Raw genomic sequence first — 20,262 nt, 5'->3', positions numbered from 1 at the left:
AACATGCTGCAAGTCGACAAGCTGCACCAGTACTACGGCGGTAGCCACATCCTGCGCGGGCTGTCCTTCGACGTGAAGATCGGCGAGGTCACCTGCCTGCTCGGGCGTAACGGCGTGGGCAAGACCACCCTGCTCAAATGCCTGATGGGTTTGCTGCCGGCCAAGGAAGGCGCGGTGAACTGGGAGGGCAAGGCCATCACCGGCTTCAAGCCGCACCAGCGGGTGCACGCAGGGATCGCCTATGTGCCCCAGGGCCGGGAGATTTTCGGGCGGCTGACGGTGGAAGAAAACCTGCTGATGGGCCTGTCGCGTTTTCCCGGTTCCGAAGCCAAGGAAGTGCCGGCGTTTATCTATGAACTGTTCCCGGTTTTGCTGCAAATGAAGCACCGGCGCGGCGGCGATTTGTCCGGCGGCCAGCAGCAACAGTTGGCCATCGGCCGCGCCCTGGCCAGCCGCCCGCGCCTGTTGATCCTCGATGAGCCCACCGAAGGCATCCAGCCCTCGGTGATCAAGGAGATCGGCGCCGTGATCAAGAAGCTCGCGGCGCGCGGCGATATGGCGATCCTGTTGGTTGAGCAGTTCTACGACTTTGCCGCCGAGCTGGCCGACCAATACCTGGTGATGTCGCGCGGTGAAATCGTGCAGCAGGGCCGTGGTGAAAATATGGAGAGTGAGGGTGTGCGCGGTTTGGTTACCATCTAACCTGTAGCGTCCTGACGATAAGCACAAGAAACCATGAACCTGCCCGTTTCCCCTGCCCTGTTCACCCCCAGCTGGCACGCCGAGCTGGACCTCGGCTACGCGCGTTTCGGCGACACCACGCGCCCGGTGATGCGCCGTCACCTTGGCCCGCTGCGGGTGCAAAAGCACCTGTACGCCGAAGGCCCCGAGGTGTGCCAGCACATCATCGTGCACCCGCCTGGCGGGATTGCTGGCGGTGACCGCCTGGACATCCGCGCCCATGTCGCCGAGGGTGCGTGGGCGCAATTGACCAGCCCCGGCGCGGCGAAGTGGTATCGCGCCAGCGGCCCGGCGTATCAGCAACTTGATCTCACCGTGGAGGCCGGCGCGACCCTGGAATGGCTGCCCCAGGAAACCATTGTGTTCAGCGCCGCCCAGGCCGAACTCAGCACCCGCATCGACCTGCACGGCGATGCCCGGCTGTTCTACTGGGACGTGATCGCCCTGGGGCGTCCGGCCAGTGGCGAGCGATTCGACCTGGGCCACTTTCAATCGCACCTGGATATCCGCCGCGACGGCCAGTTGCTCTGGCACGAGCGCCAGCGCATTGTGGGCGCCGATGGCCTGCTCGACTCGCCCATCGGCCTGGACGGCCAACCGGTGTTCGCCACCCTGCTGGTGACCGGCGATATCGAGCCCGAATTACTCGAACACTGCCGCGCCCTGCCCCACGCCGTGCGCGGCGACCTGACCCAACTGCCCGGCTTGCTGGTCGCCCGCTGCCTGGCCAGCGAAGCGCTGCTGGCGCGGGAATGGTTGATTGATTTATGGAAATTGTTACGCCCCGCCATGTTTGGGCGAGAGGCGGTTGCACCACGAATCTGGAGCACATGAAGATCAACAGGTGGGAGGGGGCTTGCTCCCGATGGCGGTGGGTCAGTGACAGCTGTATTGCCTGATACTGCCCTATCGGGGGCAAGCCCCCTCCCACACTTGATCTCTGTTGTATTTAAGAATGCATTCTTTGAAGGACCTTGAACCATGGACCTGACCCCACGGGAAAAAGACAAACTGCTGATCTTCACCGCAGGCCTAGTGGCCGAACGGCGCCTGGCGCGCGGTGTGAAGCTCAACTACCCGGAAACCATAGCCTATATCTCCGCCGCCTTGATGGAAGGCGCCCGCGATGGCCGCACCGTGGCCGACCTGATGCACTACGGCACCACCCTGCTCAGCCGTGAACAGGTGATGGAAGGCATCCCGGAAATGATCCCGGATATCCAGGTGGAAGCCACCTTCCCCGACGGCACCAAGCTGGTGACCGTCCACCAACCCATCGCGTGAGGCACGGCCATGATTCGTGATGCAACCGAGCAAGACCTGCCGGCGATCCGCGACATCTACAACGACGCGGTACTCAACACCACGGCGATCTGGAACGAACAACTGGTGGATCTCGGCAACCGCCAGGCCTGGCTCAGTGCACGCCAGGCCCAGGGCTATCCGATTCTGGTGGCGACCGAAAATGAGCAAGTGATCGGCTATGCCTCGTTCGGCGATTGGCGCGCGTTCGAAGGCTACCGCTACAGCGTCGAACACTCGGTGTATGTACGCAACGACCAGCGCGGCAAGGGCCTTGGCCCACGGCTGATGCAGGCCCTGATCGAACGCGCCAGAACCTGTGGCAAGCATGTGATGGTGGCGGCCATCGAAAGCGGCAACCTGGCCTCGATCCGCCTGCATGAACGCCTGGGGTTCGTCACCACCGGGCAAATGCCCCAAGTGGGCATCAAGTTCGGCCGCTGGCTGGACCTGACCTTTATGCAACTGACATTGAATCCGGGCGCGCAACCGCCCAAGGAGTGAGTTCGATGAACGCCGCGCAACTGCGTCGAGTCAATGCTGAAAGTTTTGCCCACTACCGTCGGGGCCTGATCGAGCTGTTGCTGGATGCGGTCAAGCACGGTGCGTCGGTGGGTTTCATGGCCGACTTCGATGAAGCCCAGGCCCGTGCCTATCTGGACGGGGTACAGGCGAGCATTGAAGACGCCAGCCTGTTGCTGTGGGTGGTGGTGCGCGATGAGCAGGTGATCGCCAGCGTGCAGTTGGCGCTGTGCCAGAAAGCCAACGGCCTGAACCGCGCCGAAGTGCAAAAGCTGCTGGTGCACAGCAACGCGCGGCGCCACGGCCTGGGCCAACAATTGATGAACACCCTGGAACTCGCCGCGCGCCAGCACAAGCGCGGCCTGCTGTACCTGGACACCGAAGCCGGCTCGCCTGCCGAAGCCTTCTACCAGTCGCTGCGCTACACCAAGATCGGTGAACTGCCCGACTACTGCCAAAGCCCGGACGGGCGCTATAGCCCGACCGCCATCTACTTCAAGACCCTGGGGCAACCTGCATGATTCCTGGCGAATATCAGATCCAGCCTGGCGAGATCGAACTCAACGTCGGCCGACGCACCGTCACCCTCAGTGTGGCCAACAGCGGCGACCGGCCGATCCAGGTGGGTTCGCACTACCATTTTTTCGAGACCAATGATGCGCTGACATTTGACCGTGCCTTGAGCCGTGGCATGCGCCTGAATATTCCGGCGGGCACGGCGGTGCGGTTCGAGCCGGGGCAGAGCCGTGAGGTCGAGCTGGTGGATTTGAGCGGCGGGCGGCGGGTGTTCGGGTTTGCCGGGCGGATCATGGGCGACCTTTAGGGCCTCATCGGGGGCAAGCCCCCTCCCACAGGGGAACGCATTCCAAAGGTGGGAGGGGGCTTGCCCCCGATAGCGATTTCACATTCAACACAAATATTTCAGGGCACACACATGAAAATCAGCCGCCAAGCCTACGCCGACATGTACGGCCCCACCGTCGGTGACAAGGTCCGCCTGGCCGACACCGAGCTGTTCGTCGAAGTCGAGCAGGACTTCACCGTCTACGGCGAAGAAGTGAAATTCGGCGGCGGCAAAGTGATCCGCGACGGCCAGGGCCAGAGCCAATTGCTCGCCCATGAAGTCGTCGACACCCTGATCACCAACGCGCTGATCATCGACCACTGGGGCATCGTCAAGGCCGACGTCGGCTTGAAGAACGGCCGCATCCACGCGATCGGCAAGGCAGGTAACCCGGATATCCAGCCCGGCGTGACCATGGCCATCGGCGCCAGCACCGAAGTGATCGCCGGCGAAGGCATGATCCTCACCGCCGGCGGCATCGACTCCCATGTGCATTTCATCTGTCCGCAGCAGATCGAAGAGGCGCTGACCAGCGGTGTCACCACCATGATCGGCGGCGGTACCGGGCCGGCCACCGGCACCAACGCCACCACCTGCACCTCCGGGCCCTGGCACCTGGCGCGCATGCTGCAGGCCAGCGACTCGTTCCCGATGAACATCGGGTTTACCGGCAAGGGCAACGCCAGCTTGCCCGAGCCGTTGATCGAACAGGTCAAGGCCGGCGCCATCGGCTTGAAGCTGCACGAAGACTGGGGCACCACGCCCGCCAGCATCGACAACTGCCTGAGCGTCGCCGACCAGTACGACGTACAGGTGGCGATCCACAGCGACACCCTCAACGAATCCGGCTTTGTCGAAACCACCCTGGCCGCGCTCAAGGGCCGCACCATCCACACCTACCACACCGAAGGTGCCGGCGGCGGCCACGCGCCGGACATCATCAAGGCCTGCGGCTTTCCCAACGTGCTGCCCAGCTCCACCAACCCGACGCGGCCGTTCACGCGCAACACCATCGACGAGCACCTGGACATGCTGATGGTCTGCCATCACCTGGACCCGAGCATTGCCGAAGACGTGGCCTTCGCCGAAAGCCGCATCCGCCGCGAGACCATCGCCGCCGAAGACATCCTGCACGACCTCGGCGCGTTCTCGATGATCAGCTCCGACAGCCAGGCCATGGGCCGCGTCGGTGAAGTGATCACGCGCACCTGGCAGACCGCCGACAAGATGAAGAAACAGCGCGGCGCCCTGCCCGGTGACGGCCCGGGCAACGACAACTTCCGCGCCAAGCGCTACATCGCCAAGTACACCATCAACCCGGCGATTACCCATGGCATCAGCCATATCGTCGGCTCCATCGAAGTGGGCAAGTGGGCTGACCTGGTGCTGTGGCGCCCGGCGTTCTTCGGCATCAAGCCGACCCTGATCCTCAAGGGCGGTGCGATTGCTTCCAGCCTGATGGGCGATGCCAATGCGTCGATCCCCACCCCGCAGCCGGTGCACTACCGCCCGATGTTCGCCAGTTTCGGCAGCTCATTGCATGCCACCAGCCTGACGTTTATCAGCCAGGCGGCGCTGGACGCAGGCTTGCCGCAAGCCCTGGGCCTGAAGAAACAGATTGGGGTGGTGAAGGGCTGTCGCGACGTGCAGAAAACCGACCTGATCCACAACGATTACCTGCCGGACATCGAGGTGGACCCCCAGACCTATCAGGTCAAGGCCGACGGGGTGCTGCTGTGGTGTGAACCGGCGGATGTGTTGCCGATGGCGCAGCGGTATTTCCTGTTCTGACTTGAAACCTGTGGTGAGGGAGCTTGTGCCCTCACCACAAATCCCCTTAGAACTGCTCGCGCGGATTGAACGCGGCTTTTTTGGCCAGCTCCTGCCACAACGCTTTCACGTCGTCATCGCCTGCCGGTGGCATCACCGCCTTGAGCTGCACGTACAGGAAGCCACGCTGCCCGGCCTTGTTCAGCAAACCATGGCCCTTGGCGCGCATGCGCTGGCCGTTCTGGCTGCCGGCCGGCACCTTGAGGTTGATCTTGCCGGTCAGGGTCGGCACGGCCACTTCCGCGCCCAACGCCAACTCCCACGGCGCCAGCGGCAGGTTGATGATCAGGTTTTCGCCATCCACTTCGAACTTGGGGTGCGGCGCAAACTTGACGATCAGGTACAGGTCACCGTTGGCCCCGCCGCCAACACCCGGTGCGCCCTGGCCTTTGAGGCGAATACGCTCACCGTCGGCGACACCGGCGGGGATCTTCACGTTCAGGCTCTTGGTGGTGTTGCTGACATGCCGGCCCGAGGCGTCGTATTGCGGCACCTGGAAGCTGATCTGCTTGGACTCGGTGGACAGTGTCTCTTCGAGGAACACCGACAGCTGCATCTCCACGTCCTGGCCTTTACGCCCGGTTGGACGACGCTGGCCGCCACCGAAGGCATCGCCACGCCCGCCAAAGATCGAGCTGAAGAAGTCGGAAAAATCCTCGGTGCCCTGGCCACCGCCAAACCCGCCACGGCTCTGCCAGCCTGGCGGGCCCTGGAACGGCTGGCCATGCTGGCCGTATTTGCGCAACTCGTCATATTCGGCACGCTTGTCGGCGCTTTTAAGCGCTTCATAGGCTTCGGACGCGTCCTTGAACTTGGCTTCGGCGTCTTTTTCCTTGCTTACGTCCGGGTGATATTTGCGCGCGAGCTTGCGATAGGCAGCCTTGATTTCCTTGTCATCGGCGCTCGGCTCGACACCCAGAATCTTGTAGTAGTCTTTGAAATCCATCGGCGGTTCACCATCCTTAATCGAGATCGCACAGCCCGGGGCACAACGTGCGCTGGTTTGCACCTGTTGAGTCTTGTGGCCTGGGGGTGCGTCAAAGTGTTATCGGCGCTTGCCGTATGCACCAGATGTGGGGGCGAATGCCGAACTTTCAAGCACGATTTAACGGATGGTCGGCCTACGCATCCGCCCTCGACTGGCATACACTGCGCGGCCGTTTTTCAACCGGAACCCGATAGACATGAAAAACCCATCCCCAGCCCGTGCCTGCGGTATCGACTTCGGCACGTCCAACTCCACCGTCGGCTGGATCCGCCCCGGCATGGAAACGCTTATCGCGCTGGAGGACGACAAGATCACCCTGCCGTCGGTGGTGTTCTTCAACTTCGAGGAGCGCCGCCCGGTCTACGGTCGCCTGGCCCTGCACGAATACCTGGAGAACTACGAAGGCCGGCTGATGCGCTCGCTCAAGAGCCTGCTGGGTTCCAAGTTGATCAAGCACGACACCAGCGTCTTGGGCACGGCGATGCCGTTCACCGACCTGCTGGCGCTGTTTATCGGCCAACTCAAGAGCCGCGCCGAAGCCACCGCCGGCCGCGAGTTCGAAGAGGTGGTGCTGGGGCGCCCGGTGTTTTTCGTCGATGACGACCCGATGGCCGACCAGGAGGCCGAAAACACCCTGGTCGACGTGGCGCGCAAGATCGGTTTCAAGGACATCTCGTTCCAGTACGAACCGATTGCCGCCGCGTTCGACTACGAATCCACCATCGAGAAGGAAGAGCTGGTACTGATCGTCGACATCGGCGGGGGTACGTCCGACTTCTCGCTGGTGCGCCTGTCCCCGGACCGCCGCCACAACGACAACCGCCAGGACGACATCCTCGCCACCGGCGGCGTGCACATCGGTGGGACCGACTTCGACAAGCAACTGTCCCTGGCCGGCATCATGCCGCTGTTCGGCTACGGCAGCCGCATGAAAAGCGGCGCCTACATGCCCACCAGCCACCACATGAACCTGGCGACCTGGCACACCATCAACTCGGTGTACTCGCAGAAATCCCAGCTGGCCCTGGGCAGCATGCGCTATGACATCGAAGACACCGGCGGCATCGACCGCCTGTTCAAGCTGATCGAACAGCGCGCCGGGCACTGGCTGGCCATGGAAGTGGAAGAGACCAAGATCCAGCTCACCCACGAAGACAACCGCCACGTGCTGCTGGACCGCGTTGAGCCGGGGTTGAGCGTGGACCTGAGCCGCGCACTGTTCGAGTCGGCCATCGATGGCTTGCTGGAGCGCGTGCGCAACAGCGTGACGCAGTTGCTCACCGATGCTTCGGTGGCGGTGGCCCAGGTGGACACGGTGTTCTTTACCGGCGGTTCCAGCGGCATCCCGGCGCTGCGCCACAGCATCTCGGCCATGCTGCCGAATGCGCGGCATGTGGAGGGGAATATCTTCGGCAGTATCGGCAGTGGTTTGGCAATTGAGGCGAGTAAGCGCTACGGCTGCTGAGTTTCACCTGAAATACCGTGGTGACTTCATCGGGGGCAAGCCCCCGATAGGCATAAGTATCTACACATCTTGAGCCGAGCCCCCTGCGTAGCAGCTGTCGAGCCTAGGCGAGGCTGCGTCGGCGGTGTGTCAGACGCGCCGCAAACGCAGCCTCGCCTAGGCTCGACAGCTGCTACGCGTTATCCTACTGAAGTTGTGTAGATACTTATGCCCCGATAGGGCCCGCCCAGGCAAAACACGCCTTAAACCATCCCGCCGAGCTTCAGCTCACTCTTCAGATACGCATAGTAAATCGGCCCCGCCACCACCCCCGGCAAACCAAACGCCGCTTCAAACACCAGCATCGCCAGGAGCAATTCCCACGATTTTGCACTGATCTGCCCGCCGACGATGCGCGCGTTGAGGAAGTACTCGACCTTGTGGATCACGATCAGATACCCCAGCGCCGCCACCGCCACCCAGATCGACAGCGACAGCGCGACGATGGTGATCAGGGTGTTGGACATCAGGTTGCCGATCACCGGCAACAGGCCGAGCAGGAAGGTCAGCACGATCAGGGTCTTGGTCAGCGGCAGGTGAATGCCGCACAACGGCAGCACCACAGCCAGGAAGATTGCGGTAAAGACGGTGTTGAGCGCGGCGATCTTGATTTGCGCGAAGACGATGTTGCGAAAGGCCTGGACCAGCAGGTGCAGGCGGTCGAACAGTGCGGCGGCCAGGGGCTTGCGTTTGGTCAGGTCAGGCACCCGCTGCAGGGCGATGATCGCGCCGAGCACCATGCCGATCAGCAGGGTGACGAACATGTGGGCGGCGTCTTTGCCGACCAGTTGCAGTTCGCTCAGGTGCTTGCTGAGCCAATCGCCGATGGCCACGCGAAATTCGGCCGCGCTGGCGGGCAGGTAGGCATCGAGGAACGGCGGCAACTGGCCGCGCGCGCGGTCGACCACGCCCATGAATTTATCCAGGGAGGCGCCGGGGTTTTCCGCTTCGTGAAGCAGGAAGCTGATGGCGCCGGCGAAGATCAGGGCGAGCACGCTGACGATCAGGGTGCCGAGCAAGGCCACCGCCAACCAGCGCGCGCGGCGCCCTTCGATCAACCGTTGCAGTTGGGGGGTGAGCATGTTGACCAGTTCATAGACCAACAGGCCGGCCAGCAGGCTGGGCAGCAACTTCAGCGGCAATACCAGCAGCAACCCGCCGAAAATGATGATGTAGCTGGCCAGCAATAACACGTGACGCTGAGAAAACGTTGGCATACAGCCTCAAAACGAACGGCGTTAAAGGATGTGTAGGAGCGAGGGGGACGCCTAGTTCTTGCTCGCGAAGGTCGCCAACGATAACGCGTTTATTCTGAATAAACGCGGGGTAATTGCGTTCTTCGCGAGCAAGCTCGCTCCTACAGGGGGGCTGTGTACGAGTGTCGCAGCCTTCTATGGCCCGGGGCTATTATTTCTTCAGACAAGTGCTCATAAAGGTCTTGCGCGCATCGCCGGTCAGCGCCTTGGTTTTGGCGTCGGCATTGCAGTCCTTCATCTTCTGCTGCTGCGGCGTGAGCGTCTTCGCATCATTGGCCGCCGGGGCCGACAGGCAGGTTTTCATGAAAGCCTTGCGCTCGTCGCCTTTGAGCGTCTTGGTGGTGGCTTCGGCATTGCAGGTGGTCATCTTGTTTTGCTGGGCGGTGGCGGCAAAGCCCTGGGAACACAGCAGCAGGCCCATCATCAACAACGGAATACGCAGCATCTTCATGGAGTTTTCTCCCTGTTACCGTGCCGGGAGGCACGGCCTACCCAGCAGTGTAGCCAAACCTTGTTACATCTTCATCGGCTGCGAATATTCGTCCGCCGGTACTGCTCCGGGGTGCAGCCGGCCTGGCGCTGGAACATCGCGATAAACGCCGAGGCGCTGCTGTAGCCGAGGTCAAACGCCACATTTTGCACACTGCGCTCGCTGTCGAGGGCTTCGATGGCGGCAAGGTAGCGCAAGCGTTGGCGCCATTCGCCGAAGCTCATGCCCAGCTCGCGCACAAATTGTCGCGCCAGGGTGCGCTCGCTGACATGCACCTGCTCGGCCCAGTGCGCCAGGGGGCGGTTGTCAGCGGGGTCGGCCTGCATGCCTTCCAACACGCCGAGCAGCCCGGGGTGGCGGGCGTAGGGCAAAAAACCCTCGTGGATCGGCGCCTGCCTGAGCTGATCGACCAGCACCTGGGCCAGGCGAATATCGGCGTCGGAGTGCGGGATGTTGACGTCACGCTGGGCGAAGTCGCTGAGGATGGCCTTGAGGATGTCGCTGATCGCCAGGGTGCAGGGCTGCTGGGGCAATTGCTCGCAGAGCGGCGGCGAAAGGCCCACCGAACGGTAGACAATCGCCTCGGCGTTGTAGGAACTGTGTTCGGTATTGGGTGGGATCCACACCGCGTATTGCGGTGGCGACATAAAGCGGTTGCCGGCCACTTCCATGCGCATTACGCCACTGGCGGAGTAGTCCAGCGAACCCCAGACATGCTGGTGCGGGGTGCACTCAGTGTCGGGGGCAAAGTCGGAGTAACGGAAGTACACGGGGCTTGGCAGGCTGCCAAAATCCGCAAGGCGTACGGTGTGTCGGGCCATATTGTCTGGATACAGAGGTCGTTTGTCTGGATCGCAGTATAGGCTTCGATCCAGACAAGGGATAATCCTGGCTCATCAACACATCTGGTTTCTTTCGATGCAATACGCGTATCCCCTGCTGGCCATTTTTATCTGGGCCGGCAATACCGTGGTCAACAAACTGGCCGTGGGTTCGATCTTCCCCGCTGAAATCGGCTTTTACCGCTGGTTACTGGCTGCATTGCTGTTTACACCGTTCATGCTCAAGCCGGTCATCGCCCACTGGCCGCTGATTCGCCCGAACCTGGGCAAAATCTGCATCCTCGGCGTGCTGGGCATGGCGGTGTACCAGAGCCTGGCGTACTACGCTGCCTCGCTGACCAGCGCCACCAACATGGGCATCATCCTGTCGTTGATGCCGTTGATGGCGTTGACGGCGGCCATCATCAGCCTGGGCCAGCGCCTGACCTTTGGCGCACTGACGGGTGCGGTGCTGTCGTTCGCCGGGGTGGTGGTGGTGGTGTCGGCCGGCAGCCTCGGCGCGCTGCTGCAGCACGGCGTGAACCTGGGCGATGCGATGATGCTGGTCGCGACCCTGGCGTACGCGGTCTACAGCACCCTGTTGAAAAAATGGCAACTGCGCCTGCCGCCGCTGGTGCTCCTGTATTTGCAGGTGCTGGTGGCGGTGGTGGTGCTGTTTCCGCTGTTTCTGTTCTCGGCAAAAGCCGGCCTGGGCTGGACGAATATTCCGCTGGTGCTCTATGCGTGCTTGCTGGCTTCGATGCTCGCGCCACTGGCGTGGATGCATTCGGTGAAGACCCTGGGACCCAGCCGCACCACGTTGTTTTTCAACCTGCTGCCGTTGATTACCGCATTGATTGCGGCCGTGGTGCTCAGGGAAGAATTGGCGTTGTATCACCTGGTGGGCGGTTTGCTGACGTTGGGCGGGGTGATTTTGTCGGAGCGCTGGACCACACCGGTCCGCCGCCAGGCTTAAACCCCGGCCGCCTTCAGGCGCTGGGCATGCTCGACGAACAGGCGGATAGGCTCGGCGCCCTTGCCGACCAGGCCCATGGATTGGTTGACGATATCGAAGTGGTCCAGGGCGTAGTCATCGCCGATCACCCGCCCCAGGTGCGAGCTGCAGCGCCCGACCATACCGTCGCACTGGCCCTTCTCGCGCACGAAGCTGCGGGCAAACAATCGGCAACTGCGATTCGTCCCGTCCAGCAGGTTGCGTCCGCGATCGGTCTTGCCCGGTTGCAAGGTGCCGGACCATGAGTAGTAGCGCACGCCATTGACCACCTCCGCCCCGTGCCCGCCCCAGGTGTGCGGCAACCCTTGGGGATACTTGCGGTTGAACAGCGCCACACCTGCGCTGGTCAGGGAATGGTGGGACGCCTGCAAGTCCGCCTTGAAGCGCGGGCCGCGATAACCGGTTTCCAGCAGGCTCATCAGCGTTGCAACCAGATGAAACAGTGCGCTCATCAGCCGCCCCTTCACGCTGTCGGCCGGATAATGGGCGTGGATATGGTCCGCCAGTTCCGAACCGTGGTTGGGCCCGGCCACCGACGTCACCGACGCCACCCACTCCGGGCGCGTGGCCGCCGCATAACGGGCGGTCAGCGCGCCCTGGCTATGGCCGATCAGGTTGACCTTGTCGGCGCCGGTCTCAAGGCGAATCCGCTCGATCTGCGCCAGCAGCTGCTCGCCACGCACTTCGCTGGAGTCCAGCGGCGCCACCTGGATGGGAAACACCTGCGCCCCACCCGCCCGCAATGCCGGGACAATGCCGTACCAGTAAGGGAAAAACCCCAGGCGCACGAACCCGAGCATGCCGGGCACCAGCACCAAGGGATAACGCGTGGCTAACGACTGCGACATGAAGCGAACGTCCTTGATCAAGAAAGGATGATGGCAGGCTAGCCCAATTCCGGCGACGCGCTGATGACACGCCTGGCAAATCCAATAAAACTTTTTGCCGCGCCCGTGACTCACAACTGGGAGCGATCACGCCGACAGAGCGTGGCGTAAAACCGGATTAGCCCCAGGAGATTGAGATGACTGAAGCAAACTTGACTGACGTTGCGACCCTGCGCAGCCGCGCCCGCCAGAACGTCGAAAACGGTGCCGTGACCGAGGGCTATGACGCCGACCGCGAAGAGATCATCCGCCTGCTCAACGGCTCCCTGGCCACTGAACTGGTGTGTGTGCTGCGCTACAAGCGCCACTACTTCATGGCCAGCGGCGTCAAAGCTGCCGTCGCAGCGCAGGAATTCCTCGAACACGCCACCCAGGAAGCCGAGCACGCCGACAAACTCGCCGAACGCATCGTGCAACTGGGCGGCGAGCCGGAGTTCAACCCGGACCTGCTGTCGAAGAACTCCCATGCCCAATACGTGGCCGGTAACAGCTTGAAGGAAATGGTCTACGAAGACCTGGTGGCCGAGCGGATCGCGGTGGACAGCTATCGTGAAATCATCCAGTACATCGGCGATAAGGATCCAACCACGCGCCGTCTGTTTGAAGAGATCCTGGCTCAGGAAGAAGAGCATGCGGACGATATGGCCGACATCCTCGAAAGTCTGTAAATAGCGGCGCAAAAAGAGGGGGGAGCCGGTTAACCGGCTCCCCCCATTTTTTTTGCCTGACCGTCATCCAATCAGAAGCCACGATAACGCCATTCCGACGAAGGAAGACATAGTGAGCAGGTAGGGAACTACTATCCAAAGTTTGAGACGTCTTGGGATACGCTTCACATCCTCAACGAGTACAAGGTGCCGCCATTGAAAAAAAATCGGAATTAGGATGACAAGGGCGATCACGAAGAAACGTTTCAACTTGCCACCAAACGGGCCGACGCCGAACCTGTATTTGAACGTCACAATGAATGAGCTGAATTTTAGATAGTCTTCGGCCTCTTCAAGCTTTGTATAGATAACATAAAAATTTAATGGAAAACTCAGCAGCATCAACACACCCGACCATATGCCGATGGACTCCGACATCATTTTCCAACTCCTGAAATTTCATAAAGGCGGGTTCCTATTTGCTCACCAGCGTGGCTTCCCAAACTACCCACGGCGACGCTCCCAATGGCCGCCCCCACAATGGCACAGCCCAGCGCACTCGCTCCGGCGGTAGGTATAGCAAAGACAGCGGCACATACGGCGACCCCAACCCCCAAGCCTGCGTATCCCCCGTAAGCGGCGCCACCGACTCCTAACACCAGCTTCCCTCCCTCCACAAACTTAGCCCGATTACATTCATCCTCACGTCCGGCTGAACACGCCTCCGTTATTTCCAACGCAGTCACTCCAACATCCAGTGCTATACCGATATAGGTGCCCTTCTTCAATATCTGCGAAGCCTTGGCGATGCGTTTGACTGTCTGTTCGTACTCGCGAATTTCACCGTGATGCCAATAGCTTTTAGTAGAAATACCCAACATCTTTTTTATCGACCCTTCATTTTTCAGGCCCGTACCAAAACGAGCCATACCCGAGAGCTGCTCCTCCAGCTTTGCAAACAACATCCTGCGTTTAGCCAGAAACTCATCCCTCGCGGCCGTTGTGCCCTTGCTCAAGTACTGCTTATGTAAAACGTCGATTTCTTGAAGTGTCCTCTCGATAGCCACAAGATGCTTACTCCAGGCACTGCTGGCACTCCCGACACCGATCGAAGCGTTGGTCATGATGAGCTGGAGTAGATCGTAGTTTTTGATCAAAAAATGATCGACTGCGGAATGCGCCAGCAACGCATGTTTTATGTTCTGCGCAGCGCGCATCAGTTGCGCTTCTTCAGCGGTGCAAGACGCCGTACGCGCATCAGGAATGATCACCAACTGCCCCGGCAAGACCACCACATTGCGGATGTGTTGGTTGACGATGTCGAACTTTGTTTGCGTATAAGGGCTAAGAGAAAGACTGAGCTTGAGCAGTGGATACGGCTGTGGTCGCTCATTGATAAATGCGTAGGCTCCCTGCATGGATTACACCTCCAAGTGACTGTGGCGGTCGACTATAGGAAGGCAACCCAGGAGGTGTAAGGGGAAACAGGGGCGGTTTTAACGCTTCAGAAATGAGCTACACAAGACAAGGATCATACTTACGGCGCCCCGATAAAAAAGGCGACCAAAGGGTCTAATGCCAGTCAGTTAAAGCTTTTTGTAGGAGCGAGCTTGCTCGCGAAAAACTCACAGGCGCCGCGTTCATTCAGGAAGCGCGCGTTATCGTTGACGTTTTTCGCGAGCAAGCTCGCTCCTACAGGAGGCGATGTACGCTTAACTGACTGGCATTAACCAAAGGGTCGCCCTTTCTGACAATTTCGACGATCAGCCTTTAACCGTCTTCGGCGCCTTTCCTTCCTTCATCTGCTGCAACAACGGCGCACACTGGTTCGGCGCATCGGCGCTCGGTGCCACCAGCGCCAACAGACCCGCTGCCGGGCCGGCGATCACACCCAGTGCCACCATGCCCGCGCCCCGCAGGGCCAGGGGAATGGCTTTTACACCCGCATTGGGCTTGATGAACGGGCCATTGACGTACAACGGCGAACGCAGGGAAAACAGGCGGAAGCCCTTCGATTCCGGTGTGACGGTCAAGTCCAACTGCTCGGTGGCCATGTTGGCGGTGCCATCGATATAGATGATCGCGTTCTCGGTATCGAACACAAACAAGCGCGTGGTTGCCAGGCCGGTCTTGATCCCGAAATCCGCCGCCGCGCAGTTGATCTTCACTTCCTTGTCGCCGAACAGGCGCCCCACCACATAGTTGCCGACGTTGAGCCCGGCAATTTCCATCAGGCCACGGCTGATGGCGCCGTCGTTGATCAGCATCTTCAGGTCACCGTTGGAGCTGCCCAGCAGCGCCGCAACGGAGTTACCGCGCCCGGAAAGATCGGCATCGCCGTTGAGTTCACCGAAGCTGGTTTTCATCGGTTCGAAGGTCGGGAACAACTGCTTGAGCTTGAAGTTGCGTGCAGTCAGTTTGGCGCGGCCTTCCATCGGTGTGGTGCGGCCATTCAAGCGGATCTGCGCATCCAGCTTGCCGCCGGCGACGCCGAATCGCAGCGGTTCCAGGCTCAGTTCGCCGTCGTTGAGCACCAGGTGGGTGTACAGGTCGTTGAAGGGCAATTCGGCACTGTGCACGATGCGTTTGCCGGTGAATTCCACATCGGCATCCATGTCGCGCCAGCGCTCGGTGCGGAACTCTTCCACCGGCAGCACTTTGGTCGCCGGCTGTTTGCTCTCACCGCCACGCGCTTTTTGCTTGGCGTTGGAGTCGGCACCGATCAGGGGGGCGAGGTCGCTCATCAGCAATTGGTTGGACACCAACGCACCGCTGAGCTTGGGACGTGGCTGGCTGGCGACATAGGCGAGGTTGCCGTGAATATCGCTGTTGCCGATCTTGCCGTTGAAGTTTTCGTAGCTGAATGACGCGCCGCTGGCCTCGTGCAACTTGGCGATCAAGTGGCCGTCAGTGGAGTAGGCCGGCGAATCCGGCAAGGTGACGCCGGTCAGCGGGTAGAGGTTACCCAGGCTGCTGCCGGACAGTTTCAGGCGAAGGTCCAGGGCGCCGAGGTTCAACGGGTCGGTCAAGGTGCCCGCCAATGCGATGCTGGTATCGGCAATCTTGACCTGGGCTTGCAGCGGAAACGGCTTGGCCGCGTCCTGCAAGGCCAGCAGGCCGCCGATCTTGCCGCTGCCGTCGAGCCTCTGGCCGTGGTACTGGCCCTTGACCTTGAGGGCGAACGCATAGTCCTGGGGCGCGGAGCCTTTTTCCAGGGCCTTCCTGGCATCGGCGTCTCCGACGATTTCGCCGAACGGGATCGGCTTGCCCAGGGGGTCGATGATCACGTCCAACTGAGTCTTGAGGGTCTGGTCGTCGAGGGTCACGTGGCCCTTGTCGAACCCAATGGCGCCGATGTCCACCACCCAGTTGGAAGGTTCGGCGTCGGGGTCCTTGGGGTCGAACGTGAACGTCCAGTTGGCGCGGCCATCGGCCAGGCGCTGCAACTCGGCACTCGGTTCGGTGAGGTCGATACGGGGGATCACCACGCGCTGCACCAGCAACGCCAGCGGCGAAATACGCAGCTCGACCTTTTTCAGCGTGACCATCTGCGGTTTTTTTGACCAGTCGGGATTGCCCAGGGTCAGGTCCTCGGCAATCACATGGGGCCACGGCACCCAGGCGCGCCAGCCGCCTTCGTCCGGCTCACGTGCCCACACCACCGCCAGGTTGCCGTTGATGGCAAACGGGCGATGCAGTTCTTCGGAGACTTTGGCATTGAGGGGCGGTTTGATGCGGTTCCAGTCAAAGAACACCAGGACCAGTACCACCACAGCGATTAACACAACGAAGCTGGCGCAGCTCCACATGACGATTTTACGAGTGCGCGTCATTGCACAGGACTCCTGAATACGACCGGCTGAACCAACACCTGTAGGACAGCTTATAAAACTACGACTGGCAAACCGCTCGTGGGTTTAACCCAATCTCCGATTTACCCTTGAAAACCTGCTTTCCTGACCGTTTCGACAGATTCGATCATCCACGGCGCACCATTGTTACCCGCGTTCGTGTCGAAAATACCCACCTCGGTGCAAAACCGCGTGCTTGAGAGGCCCGATCTAGAGCCTCCCTGACGAACAATCAATTCTGTTGATTATTACCATTGTGTTTATGAACTTTTATATCGACTTATCGAGAGTAGCATTAGCCCTGTACCCACTTTATCGCCCTCCCAAGGAGCAACCCATCATGAAACGCCAAGTACTCGCTACCGTCCTGTTATCCATCCTGGCTTCCAGCGCCTTTGCCCTGCCAGCCGCCGAACAGGTTACCCCACAAGCCAAGGCTGACGCCGTTCACTTCAACCAGACCCTGGCCCGCAGCGGTTCGCAAGAAGACGAGAACCGTGACTACGCCAAAGGTGCTGTCGCTGAAAACGGTTCGGAACACGCCAACAAGCGTGCCTACACTGAAGGTGTTGCCGAAGGTGGCCGTGATCGCCTGGAACAGAAAGGCCTGGTTGAAGGTGGTGCGGAACAAGCCAACGAACGTGCCTACACCGAAGGTGTTGCCGAAGGTGGTGCTGATCGCCTGCAAGAACTGCATCAAGCTCAGAGCTGACCCTGTGGTGGCCCAGAAAAAAGCCCGATCTGCCGACCGGGCTTTTGACTTTTTGTAGCGCCTGTCACGCAACACTCCCCACCTATTCCCCGCCAAGTTCGACGTCAATGAAGCTGTTTTGCTAGAGTGCGTCGCTGTACTTGCCGACAAAGCCCGCCCGCCCATGCTGCCCCGTGCCGAACAGAAGCAACAGACCCGCCTCGCCCTGATGGACGCTGCCCGCCATCTGATGGAGTGTGGCCGTGGGTTTGGCAGCCTGAGCCTGCGTGAAGTGGCCAAGACCGCAGGCATTGTCCCCACCGGCTTCTATCGCCACTTTGCCGATATGGACCAGCTTGGACTTGTATTGGTGAGTGAGGTGGGCCAGACCTTTCGCGCCACCATTCGCCTGGTGCGCCACAACGAATTCGTGATGGGCGGCATTATCGATGCCTCAGTGCGGATTTTTCTCGATGTGGTCTCGGCCAACCGCTCGCAATTCCTGTTCCTGGCCCGCGAGCAATACGGCGGTTGCCTGGCGGTGCGCCAAGCCATCGGTGCCCTGCGTGAAGACATCACCCGCGACCTGGCGGCCGACCTGACCCTGATGCCCAAGTTGCAGCACCTGGACGCCGATGGCCTGCATGTAATGGCCGACCTGATCGTCAAGAGCGTGTTCGCCACCCTTCCCGACATCATTGACCCACCGGCCCAGGCCTTGCCTGCCCACCTCACGCCCCAGGCGAAAATCACCCAGCAGCTGCGCTTTATCTTTATCGGCCTCAAGCATTGGCAAGGCCTGGGCAGTACGGAGTAAGCCGGCTAGCCCGCCGAGTGAAAGCGCTTGGCGGTACTGTAGTTCTTGTTCCAGTAGCGATTGTTCAGCGAGTCGATTCGCACCGTCTTGCCGGCGCGCGGCGAATGAATGAATTTGCCCTCGCCTATATAAAGGCCGACATGGCTGACCTGACTGCGCCCATTACCTTTGAAGAACACCGCATCCCCAGGTTTGAGCGCGTTACGCTTGATCGTCATGGCGTTTGAACGGTGCATCGCCGCCGTGGTGCGGGGTATACGGATATTGGCTTCGGTCCTGAACAGGTAGACCAGCAAGCTGCTGCAGTCGAAGCCCTGCTCCACCGTGTTCCCGCCCCATTTATACGAGGTACCCAGCAATTGATGGGCGCGGTCGATCACATTGTCGATGGCTGGGCGTTTTTGCAGCGACTGCAGGGGCGTCGCGATCTCGAGAGGGGCTACCCCGCGCGGCTTGATATTGGCCGAGGACGAGGGAGTGACCAGGTAAAGACTGAAAATGAATAAACACACAATTGATTTGAACATACTGGAACTCGCCGTGGATGTTTAGCACGGCGCAAATCCTAACGGTCTGGCGCGTAAGCAGATGAACGCCGAATCCTTACATCCAGTAGGACAAATCCGAAAATTCCACATACGAAAAAAACGGAAGGAACTTGATGTGATAAACACCACTCGCCAACAAAAAACGCCCCATTTAAGTGCTCGATATCCGACAGAGCACCAACATTAAGCACTCGCAGTACTCAGCCCCGCCCTATTCAGTGGCATCTCCTCGCGCACCGACAGAGAATTCCTACATCAATACCTGATTGGCAAGCCCCTTGCTCTAGCACTTCCATCGCTCATAGCTGGAAGCTTCCTGATGCTGGTGATCCACCGCCGAATCGCCCCCCAAGCCCTCTGGGCCGCTGAGCTGCTGCTGAATTTCGAAGCACGCAGCAAGAGCCGCCTGCGCTGTTTCAGTGCCGACGGTGAAGACGTCGGCCTGTTTCTGGAGCGCGGCCAGCCGCCGTTGCACGATGGCGAATTCCTGCAAGCCGAAGACGGACGTGTCGTACGCGTGTGCGCCCGCCCTGAACACCTGTTGCATGTCACCTGCAGCAACGCCTTTGAACTGACCCGCGCCGCCTACCACCTCGGCAACCGCCATGTGGCCTTGCAAGTGGGGGATGGCTGGTTGCGCCTGCTCGACGACTACGTGCTCAAGGCCATGCTTGAGCAACTGGGCGCCCACACCGAAACCATCGAGGCGCCGTTCCAACCGGAACACGGCGCCTATGGCGGCGGCCACCACCACTCCCGGCATGGCGATGAAGATTTCAACTACCCGCCCAAGCTGCATCAGTTCGGCGTACGTCTATGAACCCAGCCTGGGCGCTGTTGCGTCTGGCCAGTCCGCAATTGCCGATTGGCGGCTACAGCTATTCCCAAGGCCTGGAAATGGCCGTGGAGAACGGCCACGTCAACGATGCCGCCAGCGCTCGGCGCTGGATCAGCGACCAATTGCTGCTCAACCTCGCGCGCTTCGAAGCCCCGCTGTTGCTCGCCCATTGCCGCGCCGCTGCAGAGCAGGACTGGCCAGCGTTGGCGCAGCTGTGCGAAGCGCATCAAGCCAGCCGCGAAACCCGGGAGCTGTATCAGGAAAGTCGGCAGATGGGTTATTCCCTGCAGCAGTTGCTCAATGGCCTGCCGGAACTGGACAGCGACGCCCGCAGCTTCCTGGAGCAACGCCGCGAACCGCACTTGGCCCTGGGCTGGGCACTGGCCGCGCGCGCCTGGGCGATCAGCGCCGACGACGCCCTCGCCGCCTGGCTCTGGAGCTGGCTGGAAAACCAATTGGCCGTGCTGATGAAAACCCTGCCCCTGGGCCAGCAAGCCGCGCAGCGCCTGACCAGCGAGCTGCTGCCCCTACTGCAACAGGCCCAGCACGACGCCGTCCGCATCGACCCCCACCATTTCGGCAGCGCCGCCTTCGGCCTGTCCCTGGCGAGCATGGCCCACGAGCGCCAGTACAGCCGCCTGTTCCGTTCCTAAGGTTTTTTTGGAGAATC

23 protein-coding genes are annotated in these 20,262 nt (G+C 60.8%); 14 read left to right on the top strand and 9 right to left on the bottom strand.

What is annotated here, in order from left to right:
* The first annotated feature begins 3 nt into the window (after nucleotides 1-3).
* The 7 genes from urtE (at nucleotide 4) to ureC (ending at nucleotide 5,200) form a co-directional block, all read left to right on the top strand.
* Complete coding sequence (urtE, locus tag F6S08_RS03665; protein WP_027607728.1) at nucleotides 4-702, top strand: urea ABC transporter ATP-binding subunit UrtE; 699 nt, start codon at nucleotides 4-6, stop codon at nucleotides 700-702.
* A gap of 33 nt (nucleotides 703-735) precedes the next feature.
* The gene (locus F6S08_RS03660; protein WP_315871288.1) at nucleotides 736-1,575 is read left to right on the top strand and encodes an urease accessory protein UreD; all 840 of its coding nucleotides are present in this window, start codon (nucleotides 736-738) and stop codon (nucleotides 1,573-1,575) included.
* Nucleotides 1,576-1,722: 147 nt separating this feature from the next.
* Entirely contained in the window at nucleotides 1,723-2,025 is a 303-nt protein-coding gene (ureA, locus tag F6S08_RS03655; protein ID WP_003171437.1) for an urease subunit gamma, read from the top strand.
* A 9-nt stretch (nucleotides 2,026-2,034) separates the two neighbouring features.
* The gene (locus F6S08_RS03650; protein ID WP_065925589.1) at nucleotides 2,035-2,547 is read left to right on the top strand and encodes a GNAT family N-acetyltransferase; all 513 of its coding nucleotides are present in this window, start codon (nucleotides 2,035-2,037) and stop codon (nucleotides 2,545-2,547) included.
* 5 nt (nucleotides 2,548-2,552) lie between these two features.
* Complete coding sequence (locus F6S08_RS03645) at nucleotides 2,553-3,086, top strand: GNAT family N-acetyltransferase (RefSeq protein WP_027607725.1); 534 nt, start codon at nucleotides 2,553-2,555, stop codon at nucleotides 3,084-3,086.
* A complete protein-coding gene (locus F6S08_RS03640; RefSeq protein WP_065947146.1) occupies nucleotides 3,083-3,388 on the top strand; it encodes an urease subunit beta in 306 nt (101 codons plus the stop codon). The genes F6S08_RS03645 and F6S08_RS03640 overlap by 4 nt, the downstream gene beginning before the upstream one ends.
* A 111-nt stretch (nucleotides 3,389-3,499) precedes the next feature.
* Nucleotides 3,500-5,200, top strand: coding sequence for an urease subunit alpha (gene ureC, locus F6S08_RS03635; RefSeq protein WP_065925590.1), 1,701 nt, complete (start codon nucleotides 3,500-3,502; stop codon nucleotides 5,198-5,200).
* Nucleotides 5,201-5,246: 46 nt separating this feature from the next.
* On the opposite strand, the gene F6S08_RS03630 is transcribed toward ureC, so the two are convergent.
* On the bottom strand, nucleotides 5,247-6,185 hold the full coding sequence (locus F6S08_RS03630) for a DnaJ C-terminal domain-containing protein (protein WP_027607722.1): 939 nt from the start codon (nucleotides 6,183-6,185) through the stop codon (nucleotides 5,247-5,249).
* Nucleotides 6,186-6,423: 238 nt separating this feature from the next.
* Here F6S08_RS03630 and F6S08_RS03625 point away from each other — a divergent pair, with 238 nt between their 5' ends.
* Complete coding sequence (locus F6S08_RS03625; RefSeq protein ID WP_074848616.1) at nucleotides 6,424-7,692, top strand: Hsp70 family protein; 1,269 nt, start codon at nucleotides 6,424-6,426, stop codon at nucleotides 7,690-7,692.
* Nucleotides 7,693-7,934: 242 nt separating this feature from the next.
* Here the strand turns inward: F6S08_RS03625 and F6S08_RS03620 are convergent, their stop codons facing one another.
* The 3 genes from F6S08_RS03620 to F6S08_RS03610 form a co-directional block, all read right to left on the bottom strand.
* A complete protein-coding gene (locus F6S08_RS03620; protein ID WP_065925593.1) occupies nucleotides 7,935-8,948 on the bottom strand; it encodes an AI-2E family transporter in 1,014 nt (337 codons plus the stop codon).
* A 190-nt stretch (nucleotides 8,949-9,138) separates the two neighbouring features.
* Nucleotides 9,139-9,438: a PsiF family protein gene (locus tag F6S08_RS03615; RefSeq protein ID WP_024073127.1), complete on the bottom strand. Its 300-nt coding sequence runs from the start codon at nucleotides 9,436-9,438 to the stop codon at nucleotides 9,139-9,141.
* A 71-nt stretch (nucleotides 9,439-9,509) separates the two neighbouring features.
* Entirely contained in the window at nucleotides 9,510-10,298 is a 789-nt protein-coding gene (locus F6S08_RS03610) for an AraC family transcriptional regulator (protein WP_065925595.1), read from the bottom strand.
* 97 nt (nucleotides 10,299-10,395) lie between these two features.
* On the opposite strand from F6S08_RS03610, the gene F6S08_RS03605 reads away from it, so the two are divergent.
* On the top strand, nucleotides 10,396-11,274 hold the full coding sequence (locus F6S08_RS03605) for a DMT family transporter (RefSeq protein WP_065925596.1): 879 nt from the start codon (nucleotides 10,396-10,398) through the stop codon (nucleotides 11,272-11,274).
* Here F6S08_RS03605 and F6S08_RS03600 read toward each other — a convergent pair.
* On the bottom strand, nucleotides 11,271-12,161 hold the full coding sequence (locus tag F6S08_RS03600) for an esterase/lipase family protein (protein ID WP_065925597.1): 891 nt from the start codon (nucleotides 12,159-12,161) through the stop codon (nucleotides 11,271-11,273). The two genes, F6S08_RS03605 and F6S08_RS03600, sit on opposite strands and share 4 nt — an antisense overlap.
* A gap of 176 nt (nucleotides 12,162-12,337) precedes the next feature.
* Between F6S08_RS03600 and F6S08_RS03595 the strand changes: the two genes are divergently transcribed.
* Nucleotides 12,338-12,868, top strand: a complete 531-nt coding sequence (locus tag F6S08_RS03595; protein WP_027607715.1) for a bacterioferritin — start codon at nucleotides 12,338-12,340, stop codon at nucleotides 12,866-12,868.
* 63 nt (nucleotides 12,869-12,931) lie between these two features.
* On the opposite strand, the gene F6S08_RS03590 is transcribed toward F6S08_RS03595, so the two are convergent.
* From F6S08_RS03590 to F6S08_RS03580, 3 genes are all read right to left on the bottom strand, one after another.
* Complete coding sequence (locus F6S08_RS03590) at nucleotides 12,932-13,285, bottom strand: hypothetical protein (RefSeq protein ID WP_235865640.1); 354 nt, start codon at nucleotides 13,283-13,285, stop codon at nucleotides 12,932-12,934.
* On the bottom strand, nucleotides 13,285-14,265 hold the full coding sequence (locus F6S08_RS03585; protein WP_074848611.1) for a hypothetical protein: 981 nt from the start codon (nucleotides 14,263-14,265) through the stop codon (nucleotides 13,285-13,287). Before F6S08_RS03585 ends, F6S08_RS03590 begins: the two co-directional genes overlap by 1 nt.
* Before the next feature lie 345 nt (nucleotides 14,266-14,610).
* Entirely contained in the window at nucleotides 14,611-16,680 is a 2,070-nt protein-coding gene (locus F6S08_RS03580) for an AsmA family protein (RefSeq protein WP_315871287.1), read from the bottom strand.
* A gap of 358 nt (nucleotides 16,681-17,038) precedes the next feature.
* Between F6S08_RS03580 and F6S08_RS03575 the strand changes: the two genes are divergently transcribed.
* A complete protein-coding gene (locus tag F6S08_RS03575; RefSeq protein WP_065925601.1) occupies nucleotides 17,039-17,410 on the top strand; it encodes a hypothetical protein in 372 nt (123 codons plus the stop codon).
* Between the two features lie 163 nt (nucleotides 17,411-17,573).
* Nucleotides 17,574-18,206: a TetR family transcriptional regulator gene (locus F6S08_RS03570; RefSeq protein ID WP_017526383.1), complete on the top strand. Its 633-nt coding sequence runs from the start codon at nucleotides 17,574-17,576 to the stop codon at nucleotides 18,204-18,206.
* Between the two features lie 5 nt (nucleotides 18,207-18,211).
* Here the strand turns inward: F6S08_RS03570 and F6S08_RS03565 are convergent, their stop codons facing one another.
* Nucleotides 18,212-18,733 (bottom strand): C40 family peptidase, encoded by a 522-nt coding sequence (locus F6S08_RS03565; RefSeq protein WP_065925603.1) that lies wholly within the window; start codon nucleotides 18,731-18,733, stop codon nucleotides 18,212-18,214.
* A gap of 340 nt (nucleotides 18,734-19,073) precedes the next feature.
* Between F6S08_RS03565 and ureE the strand changes: the two genes are divergently transcribed.
* Together ureE and F6S08_RS03555 are read left to right on the top strand one after the other, a co-directional pair.
* Entirely contained in the window at nucleotides 19,074-19,574 is a 501-nt protein-coding gene (gene ureE, locus F6S08_RS03560; protein ID WP_065947138.1) for an urease accessory protein UreE, read from the top strand.
* Nucleotides 19,571-20,245 (top strand): urease accessory protein UreF, encoded by a 675-nt coding sequence (locus tag F6S08_RS03555; protein ID WP_065947137.1) that lies wholly within the window; start codon nucleotides 19,571-19,573, stop codon nucleotides 20,243-20,245. Before ureE ends, F6S08_RS03555 begins: the two co-directional genes overlap by 4 nt.
* Nucleotides 20,246-20,262 lie beyond the last annotated feature (17 nt).

Origin of the sequence: Pseudomonas sp. JV449 (assembly GCF_032424295.1) — a bacterium.
Taxonomy (GTDB): Bacteria; Pseudomonadota; Gammaproteobacteria; order Pseudomonadales; family Pseudomonadaceae; genus Aquipseudomonas; species Aquipseudomonas marginalis.
Note: the sequence above shows the minus strand (reverse complement) of the source record. Positions and strands in the feature narration are given on the sequence as shown.

Coding starts and splice junctions, on each gene's coding strand:
- ureA (WP_003171437.1), top strand. CDS start 1,723: ATGGACCTGACCCCACGGGAAAAAGACAAACTGCTGATCTTCACCGCA.
- F6S08_RS03595 (WP_027607715.1), top strand. CDS start 12,338: ATGACTGAAGCAAACTTGACTGACGTTGCGACCCTGCGCAGCCGCGCC.
- F6S08_RS03580 (WP_315871287.1), bottom strand. CDS start 16,680: ATGACGCGCACTCGTAAAATCGTCATGTGGAGCTGCGCCAGCTTCGTT.
- F6S08_RS03650 (WP_065925589.1), top strand. CDS start 2,035: ATGATTCGTGATGCAACCGAGCAAGACCTGCCGGCGATCCGCGACATC.
- F6S08_RS03575 (WP_065925601.1), top strand. CDS start 17,039: ATGAAACGCCAAGTACTCGCTACCGTCCTGTTATCCATCCTGGCTTCC.
- F6S08_RS03615 (WP_024073127.1), bottom strand. CDS start 9,438: ATGAAGATGCTGCGTATTCCGTTGTTGATGATGGGCCTGCTGCTGTGT.
- F6S08_RS03630 (WP_027607722.1), bottom strand. CDS start 6,185: ATGGATTTCAAAGACTACTACAAGATTCTGGGTGTCGAGCCGAGCGCC.
- ureC (WP_065925590.1), top strand. CDS start 3,500: ATGAAAATCAGCCGCCAAGCCTACGCCGACATGTACGGCCCCACCGTC.
- F6S08_RS03600 (WP_065925597.1), bottom strand. CDS start 12,161: ATGTCGCAGTCGTTAGCCACGCGTTATCCCTTGGTGCTGGTGCCCGGC.
- F6S08_RS03555 (WP_065947137.1), top strand. CDS start 19,571: ATGAACCCAGCCTGGGCGCTGTTGCGTCTGGCCAGTCCGCAATTGCCG.
- F6S08_RS03565 (WP_065925603.1), bottom strand. CDS start 18,733: ATGTTCAAATCAATTGTGTGTTTATTCATTTTCAGTCTTTACCTGGTC.
- F6S08_RS03620 (WP_065925593.1), bottom strand. CDS start 8,948: ATGCCAACGTTTTCTCAGCGTCACGTGTTATTGCTGGCCAGCTACATC.
- F6S08_RS03590 (WP_235865640.1), bottom strand. CDS start 13,285: ATGTCGGAGTCCATCGGCATATGGTCGGGTGTGTTGATGCTGCTGAGT.
- ureE (WP_065947138.1), top strand. CDS start 19,074: ATGCTGGTGATCCACCGCCGAATCGCCCCCCAAGCCCTCTGGGCCGCT.
- F6S08_RS03610 (WP_065925595.1), bottom strand. CDS start 10,298: ATGGCCCGACACACCGTACGCCTTGCGGATTTTGGCAGCCTGCCAAGC.
- F6S08_RS03625 (WP_074848616.1), top strand. CDS start 6,424: ATGAAAAACCCATCCCCAGCCCGTGCCTGCGGTATCGACTTCGGCACG.
- F6S08_RS03640 (WP_065947146.1), top strand. CDS start 3,083: ATGATTCCTGGCGAATATCAGATCCAGCCTGGCGAGATCGAACTCAAC.
- F6S08_RS03645 (WP_027607725.1), top strand. CDS start 2,553: ATGAACGCCGCGCAACTGCGTCGAGTCAATGCTGAAAGTTTTGCCCAC.
- F6S08_RS03605 (WP_065925596.1), top strand. CDS start 10,396: ATGCAATACGCGTATCCCCTGCTGGCCATTTTTATCTGGGCCGGCAAT.
- urtE (WP_027607728.1), top strand. CDS start 4: ATGCTGCAAGTCGACAAGCTGCACCAGTACTACGGCGGTAGCCACATC.
- F6S08_RS03570 (WP_017526383.1), top strand. CDS start 17,574: ATGCTGCCCCGTGCCGAACAGAAGCAACAGACCCGCCTCGCCCTGATG.
- F6S08_RS03585 (WP_074848611.1), bottom strand. CDS start 14,265: ATGCAGGGAGCCTACGCATTTATCAATGAGCGACCACAGCCGTATCCA.
- F6S08_RS03660 (WP_315871288.1), top strand. CDS start 736: ATGAACCTGCCCGTTTCCCCTGCCCTGTTCACCCCCAGCTGGCACGCC.